Source organism: Inquilinus sp., assembly GCF_039594555.1.
In the GTDB taxonomy this organism is placed as follows: Bacteria; Pseudomonadota; Alphaproteobacteria; order DSM-16000; family Inquilinaceae; genus Inquilinus.
The window spans coordinates 1-7,646 of record NZ_JBCNNF010000332.1 but is presented as its reverse complement, the minus strand read 5'-3'; the positions used below and the strand labels follow the sequence as shown (position 1 = coordinate 7,646).

At 70.2% G+C, this 7,646-nt stretch carries 4 protein-coding genes and 1 pseudogene; 1 reads left to right on the top strand and 4 read right to left on the bottom strand.

The features are described from left to right. Positions 1-243 (top strand): annotated as a pseudogene (locus ABDW35_RS27325) (autoinducer 2 ABC transporter substrate-binding protein); the annotation flags it as partial. A gap of 78 nt (positions 244-321) precedes the next feature. On the opposite strand, the gene ABDW35_RS27320 reads toward ABDW35_RS27325, so the two are convergent. The 4 genes from ABDW35_RS27320 to ABDW35_RS27305 form a co-directional block, all read right to left on the bottom strand. After that, entirely contained in the window at positions 322-3,882 is a 3,561-nt protein-coding gene (locus tag ABDW35_RS27320; RefSeq protein ID WP_343717011.1) for a hypothetical protein, read from the bottom strand. A gap of 1 nt (position 3,883) precedes the next feature. After that, positions 3,884-4,732: a hypothetical protein gene (locus ABDW35_RS27315; protein ID WP_343717010.1), complete on the bottom strand. Its 849-nt coding sequence runs from the start codon at positions 4,730-4,732 to the stop codon at positions 3,884-3,886. Next, on the bottom strand, positions 4,729-5,673 hold the full coding sequence (locus ABDW35_RS27310; protein WP_343717009.1) for a hypothetical protein: 945 nt from the start codon (positions 5,671-5,673) through the stop codon (positions 4,729-4,731). The genes ABDW35_RS27315 and ABDW35_RS27310 overlap by 4 nt, the downstream gene beginning before the upstream one ends. A 15-nt stretch (positions 5,674-5,688) precedes the next feature. Then, on the bottom strand, positions 5,689-7,646 hold a 1,958-nt coding region (locus ABDW35_RS27305), incomplete at its 5' end, for a hypothetical protein (RefSeq protein ID WP_343717008.1).

The window sequence follows — 7,646 nt, the reverse complement described above, 5'->3', positions numbered from 1 at the left end:
AACGCGATGAAGCCCTATGTGGCGAAGGACTGCGTCAAGTCGGTGGTGCTGTGGAACCCGGTCGATCTCGGCTATGCCGCCATGTATGTGCTGCGGGCGGTGGCCGACGGCACGCTCAAGCCCGGCGCGACCTCGGTGAAGGCCGGCAAGCTCGGCGACCTGCAGGTCATCAACGGCAGCGAGATCCTGCTCGGGGCGCCCTTCGTCTTCACCAAGGAGAACATCGACAAGTTCGACTTCTGAGGCCGGCGGAACCGTCACCGGCATCCTGACCGCCTGCGGACCGGCGCCCGAGCGGCGCCGGCCCGCAGGCGGCGGGGGTCAGGCCGTCGCCCGCCGCAGGTCGGGGACCACCACGTCCCCCGCCTCCTTCGCCTGGATACCGGCGATCGCCGCCGAGCCGATGTAGCCGATGGCGGTCAGTGCGGCCAGGATGCCCGCCGGGATGTAATAGGCCCCCTGGTTCAGCACCGGCACCGCCAGGAAGCGCAACGCCTGGCCGGGCAGGATGTTGCCCATGCTCCGGGCATAGTTGAGCGCGTCATCCTTCCCGCGCGACCCGGCCAGGAAGTTCCAGGTCGTCATGATCACATTGGCGACGCCCCAGAGGGACACCGTGATCTCCCCGACATAGATCTTCACCTGGGCGTTGTCGCCCGGCGCCTTGACGATGAGGGCGCCGCGTGTCGGCCCCAGCAGCAGCTGGCAGATCCAGATGGTGACGGCGAAGCCCGGCTCGCCCGGCGTGCAGGAGGGCTTGCCGGCCAGCGGCGACATCGCCCAGGGCATGGTAAACAGGGTGGAGCCGAAGCGCAGAGCCACCGGCACGATCGCGGCCTTGCCGAGGCCCTTGCCGGTGGCGTTGGCACCGATCTGCGACAGGTCGATCAGCGTGCGCAGCGCCATAGTGGCTGTGTAGGCGACCAGGAAGTTGTGCTTCAGCTCCGTGTCGAAGGAGCTGTCCACCATCACCGCCGCGGGCATGGTCCCGCCGATGCCGGCGCGCTGCTTCAGCCAGTCGACGGTGAAGCCCGCCTTGAAGCGGTCGAGCGCGGCATCGTCCGGGAACGGCGCCCGGTCCAGGATCACCTTGGACAGGATGGTGGTCGGGATCGCCGCGATCCAGGCGACGACGCTGACCGGCCTGATCGTCAGCTTGCTGCCGGTGAACAGCTCGTACAGCTGCGACAGGACCGGGATCTCCCAGCCCTCGAAGATCGCCTCGCGGAACAGCTGGACCATGTCGGCGATGAGGTCGAGCATGGTCAGGACCACGCCCTTGGCGGCGTCGAGCGCGAACAGCGCCACGCCCTCCAGCACCTTGATCAGCCCGCTGAGCAGCAGCTCGAGCACCCGCCCCGGATCCGAGCCGATCGCGTCGAAATAGCCGAAGGCTTCGTCGAAGGCCTGCTTGCCGTCGCCGAACTGGAAGTTGTCGGCCAGGGCCTGCAGCTTCTCCATCAGGGTCTGGACCCCGCTGGCGAGGGCGGTGGTGGCTCGCAGCTCCCCTGCCCCGCCGCCCACGGTCCGGATCCGGCTCTGGTTCTCCTGGAACGCGTTCAGGAACAGGTTGTGGTCGGTGGCGTAGGACTGCCCGTCATCGAGGCTGTGCTCGCCGAGATAGCCGCCCAGGCTCGGCCCGCCATCGGGTCCGAGCTGCTTGATCAGGTCGTCGACGATGCTCTTGAGGTTGTCCTTGACCGTGTCGAAGCCGGCCGCGACGCGGTCGCGGATCAGCAGCACCGCATCGGCGGTGAAGTCGAGCACCACGCCGATCGAATGCTCGATGCCCTCGGCCGTGCGCGCGTAGTTGCGGAAGTTGAACAGGAAGGCCAGCCATTCGTAGAGCTGCTCAAGCTTGACCTTCAGCCAGTTCCAGACGCCCTCGACGAAGTCGAAGGCCTGCTGCGCCACCTCGATGATCGCCTCGAACACCTTGCCGGCGATCTCGAACAGCACCTTGCCGACGCCGTCGATGATGGTGACGACGATCTTGCTGATGCCGTTCACCACCCATTCGACGCCGCGCTTGAAGCCGCTCCAGACCGCGCCCCAGTCGATATCGAGAAAGCCGCCCAGCGCGGCATCGGCCCGGCTGGCACGCCAGGCCTGGGCCTCGGCCACATCGACGTCGCGATAGCGGGGATAGCCGGCGCTGAAGTCGATCTCCCAAGCCGTGTCGCCCAAGGCCGACAGGTCGAGCCGCGGCCGGAAGCCGGCATGGCGTGGGCCGGCGAAGCGGTACTGGAGGGCGCCGCCACTATCCTCGTCGGCCGCCGCGATCTGCATCGACCGCTTGGTCACCTCAGCGATGCTCTCGGCCGCCGCGTCGCGGTCCTTCATGTCGGCCGGCAGCAGCAGCTGGCCCGACCCGTCCTTCGCGTCCAGGATCTGCTGCTTGCCCATGCCGGCGAGATGCTCCTGCAGCGCGGCGTTGGGCTCGACCTTCAGCGGGCCGCCGGCCGGGGTCGCCGGCGTCTGGATCAGCAGCGTGGCGCCAGCCAGGGCCGTGGCGCGCTGGTGCAGCACCAGCTTGCCGTCCAGCCCGGTCTTGATCTTCACCGGGTCGAGCAGGCTGGCGCGGTAAGCGGCACCATTGACCCACAGCGTGGTCAAGAAGGCGGTGTTGACAACAATCTCGGCATTGCCCAGCGGCAGGCCGCGCTCGTCCACCGCCGTGACCTCGGTGGCATGGGTCGGCACCGAAGCGAGCGTGTCGGCGCCCTCCGGCACCTCCAACCCCTCCGTGAACCATTGCGCGGATTCGGGGGACTGCCAGAACCGGGTGATCTCGGCCTGGCGCGACACCGAATAGGCCTCGGAATAGCCGGTGCGATTGCGCCCGGTGGTGAAGATGGCGCCACCGGTCCCGGCGGCGATCGGGAACAGCATCGACCAGCCCGCCGGCTTGGCCCCCGCGGCGCCGCCCTGGCGGCTGTAGTTCAGGTCGCCATTCTGGTCCGCCGCGAACACCTCGACCCGGTCGTCGAAGCGCAGATTGGCGCGGATGTCGGTGAAGCGCACGCCCGGTACGGAATCGAGCTGCACCCAATCCTCGAACTGAATGCCGCTGCCGGCGGAGAATTTGCGCTGCTTCTTCAGCCACAGCCCGCCGCTTGCCAGGTCCACCGCGAACAGGCAAAGCAGGTTGTCGGCGTCGGTGACGGCGCCGATCCGGCTGACCTTGCGGCCCAGCTTGCGCAGCTGCGAGGTGCGGAAGCTGTCCTCGGCGAACAGCACCTCGTCGTCCTGGCCGATCGCGAACAGTGCCGACTGCACCGGGTTGTTGGCGGCGACCGCGATGTCCTTGACCATCGCCGGCTTGCCGTCCGGGCCCTTCACCGGGGCCCAGACCTCGCCGCCCCAGCGCCCGGCCGACAGGTCGTAGTAGTTGGTGCCCAGCCGGCCGTCGTCGAGCCGGACATTGATGTAGATCCGGCCGCTGTTGCCGCGCACGCCGAGCAGCCGGCGGATCGTCTCCGTCGCCTTTGCCGGCTCGGTCACCTGCTGGACATAGCCGGCGCCGTCCTGCCAGCGGCTGAGCGTCAGCTTGCCGGTGGGGTCGAGGCCGAACATCCACGGCGTGTCGGCCGACCCGCCGGCCGGGGTGAACAAATAGAGCTGCGTCGCGGTGACCGCCAGCGGCGTGTCCTCATAGGGCGCCGACTGGCCCTGGCCGCGTCGCAGGCGATGGACCTGCGCGTCGGAGCCGACGCTGTACAGGTCGATCACCCCGGCCTCGTTGACGAAGCTGTGGATCTCCGTCCCCGAGGACACCGGGCGCACCGGCAGGAAGGTCTCCATATATTTGGTGCTGACGCGCAGGACCGGCTTGGCGCCGGAACCCGCTGCCGCCAGGGCGGCGGCCGGGAACAGGGTCATGTCAACCTCCGGAAGTGGGATGGGCGGCCGCGAAACCGCGGGCCAGTTGCAGCGCCGGGGACCGCCACACCGGGCGGCCGTGCTGGTTGCAGTAGAGCGGCTGGTCGGGGCGCAAGGCGTCGCCCGCCTCCCCCGCCCTGGCCAGCCAGCCGAGGCAGGGCGCCAGGACATCGGCGCCGAGGGCCACGGCGCGTAGCACCGCGAGCCGCAATTCGCTGATGCTGGCGTAGAACGGGGCCATCATCCGGCCGCAGAGCCGCGGGTCGTGGCCGCTGCGGGCCGCCGCCAGCAGGCTGTCGCAGGCGCCGTCGAAGGCGGCGTGGCCGGTCTCGCCGATGCGGGCGGCGAACGCCGCGACATTGGCATTGACCACGAGATCGACCGGGTTGCGTGGGCCCTGCTCGACCAGCCAGGTGCGCACCGCGCCCGGCCGCGTCCAGGGCGGCGCCGTGCCCGGCACGATGCGTCGCGACGCTGGGCCGATGCGGTCCCGGAAGGCCGCGCGGGCGGCATCGACGCCGCGGCGCCCCATCGCCAGCAGGGCCAGCCAGGCCAGCGCCGTGTCGTCGGCGTCGGGCGGCAGCCGGTCCACCACCCGGGGGCCGGAGCCGTCGGCGGGGTAGAAGCCGAAGGCGCCGGGCGCGTCGGGCGCCTCGCAGCGCTCGATAAAGTCCAGCGCCCGCTCGCAGGCCGGACGGGCCGCTTCATGCGGGGCCAGCAGCAGGACGACCGAGGCGGTGACGAAGCAGGTCTCGTCCGCGATCCGCTCGCCGCCATCGCCGACGATCGATGGGAAGGCGCCGTTGGGCCGCTGCAGCGCCAGCACATCGGCCAGGCCGGGGGCGGTCATGCCGTCCTCCAGGGGCGTGGGGCGCAGGTGACCGAGGCCGAGACCACGCCATCGGCGCCGAGGACCAGTCCGGCTAGGCCATGCCAGGGCACGCCGCCCGGCCCCGGTGCGCTGAGGGCGGCGTAGCCCGCCATCGGCCAGCCGGCCTCGGCCCCGGCGCGCAGCCAAGCCTCGCGGGCCCGGTCGGCCGGGCCGAACAGCATGTCGGCATGGCTGTACCAGGTCAGGGCACGGATCCGCCGGTCCGGCCCGAAGGCCAGGCTGATCCCCTGGTCGCGGCCGGGCAGCGCCGACCGCACTGCCCGGCCGGTGATCCGCGCCAGCTCGCCCGTCAGGGCGCCGGTGGCGGCCGGCAGGCCGAGCTGGGCCAGCAGCGCCGCCAGGGTGACCGGATGCAGCGGCGGCGTCCGGCAATAGACCTCGACACCGTCCGAGGAGCCGTCGAAGCCCGCCATCACCGGGTCCGGCAGGCGGGTGGCGGCCGCCGGGCCGGACAGCCAGGCCAGCGGCCACCAGTTGTGCCAGGGTGTGCCCTCGGCGATCTCGACATAGAGCTTGCGGCGGATCCGGCCGGCCCGCAGGCGGGACCCGACCCAGGCGCCCCAGCGCCCGCCGGCGGCGCCCTCCAACAGCCGCCGCAACTCTTCGTGCTGGGCGGCCGACAGCTCCGCCCGGGTCAGCCGCAGCGCGGCGTCGAGACGGGCGGCGGCCGGGTCGCCCGGCGCCGGGTCGCAGGTCAGGCGCATATCCCCGGCGGGCCAGAGGAAGGCGACCTCGACCGGGTCTCCGTTGGCGCAGAGATCGCTGTCCCGCGCCGCGGGATCGGGGCAGACCGCCCGGATCTCGTCGATCCAGGCGTCACCCAGCACCCGCAGCCGGGCGGGCGGGATGGTGGCCGGCCCCGGCCCGGGGCCGGCCACCGGCAGTGCGGTGGCCAGCATGGCGGGACGTCCGGCTCAGCGGGTCGGCACGGCGAAGCGCTGGATGCGCCCCGGCACCGGTTCCGACGGCAGCGGCGGCAGGTGCAGCTGCAGCCGGTTGGTGATCTGGGTGTCGCCGATGCTGCGGCGCTGCCCGTCGACCGTGATGTAGTCGGCGTTGAAGTAGAACACGAGGTCGCTGGCCTGGCGCGGCTTGCGCAGCGTGTAGAACAGCGGCAGCGATTTCACCCGCTCGACCGGCTGCAGCACGGTGAAGGGGATCAGCGGCGTCCGTGTCGCCGCGATGGCGGCGGCCTCGGCCGGGTGCAGTTGGTCCGGCGTCAGCAGGAAGGAGGCTGTCACCGGCACATCGCCCGAGACGACGCTGCCCTCGCTGTCGATCAGCTGGAAGACGTTGATGGTGACGCCCGCCACCGCCGTCCAGTCCACCTGGTTGGAAAAGATCTCGACGCTGTAGATCTCCTCGGTGTCCTTCAGGATCAGCGGCCGCTTGCTGTAGGCCAGGTTGAGGTTGGTCAGCTCGAAGATGTCGCCATTGCCGAAGATGATCTGTCCGTTCAGGCGGAAGAAGGCGGTCTGCGGGTCGGGCTGCGCGTCGAAACGCCAGGCCTCGGCGGAATAAAGGCCCGGCTTCATCTCCGGGGCCCAGCCGCTCCACATATGGTTGGGCGGCTTCCGCTCCGACGGGTTCTGGTCGTCGAAATAGGCGGCCGTGGCATTGATGTCCATGAAGCCGTCGCCGCCCTGGGTGACCAGCGCCCGCAGCTCCAGATTGGCGATGCCGGGCGCCGGGCTGAACACCTGCACCAGATCGGCGTTGTTCGACCCGAACTGCCGCGGCGGCTGGGTGACGATCAGGCTGCCGTCCTTCAGCAGGTAGCGCAGCCGGTAGTCATAGGTGTTGGTGATCGGCACGTGATAGGTCGAGGCGAAGGTCACGGCCTCGCCATTCGCCCGCATCTCCTGGGTCTGCAGCTTGGCCGGCTGGCCCGTCGGCGGGTTGTCGAAGAAGTCGATGAACACCCGGTCGACCCCGCCCTTGTCGGACGCGGCGTCGAACGGCACGTTGGTGCCGATGAAGGCGACATTGCGGATGCCGAACAGGTTCGGCCGCAGGCTGATCAGCGTGGCGCGGTCCGCGATCCAGTCGGAGGTGAACGGCTCGCTTTCGGCGTAGTAGACGGTGTAGCGGTAGCGGTACTCCGGGCTGAAGCTGCCCTCCCCCGCCGCGACGTAGAGCTTGCTGACGAGGTCATCGGTGCCGGGGATCAGGAGGAAGGTGTTGTCGGTGGTCCGGGTCGGGTACTCGACCTCGATCTTGACCTCCTCGAACAGCAGCGACCCGTCGGCGGCATAGGGATTGCCGGCGAGCTGGAACAGCACCGAGAGCTGCCGGTTATCGACCTCGTGATATAGCGTCTTCCAGGTCTCGTCGTCGAAGCGCGGCAGGGCCGAGGAGACCGGCGTCGTCCATTCGACGATCGCGTCCTCGGAATAGGTCTGGGTGAAGTCGCTGGTGGCGGAGACCGGGCTCTGATTGCCCTGGGCCAGCGCCCGCGCCGCATCCACCGTCCGGGCGACCTGCCCCTCCAGCGTGGTCCAGGCCCAGTCGCGGACCAGTTGCAGCAGCTCCGGCGTCGAGCCGACGCCGGGCGTCACGCTGACGTCGCCGGCACCGGATTCCTTCAGCACCTGGCGCGTCTCGACCAGCACCTGCTTGCTATTGCCCCAGGTGTCCTTGCGGCTCTCATACCGCTTCTCGTAGCTGATGGCCGCGGTCGAGATGTACTTCACCGTCGCGCTGGCGCCGAGCAGCTGGGTCAGGGCGCCCATCCGGTACTCGATGCGGAAGGGCGACAGCGTGCCGGGGCCGGTGAAGCCGGCGATGAAGGTGTTGAGCGCGGCGTCGCTGTCCAGCTCCACCTGGAAGCCGGCGACGTTGCTGCCGAACAGCGACGGCGTCTGCGCCACCG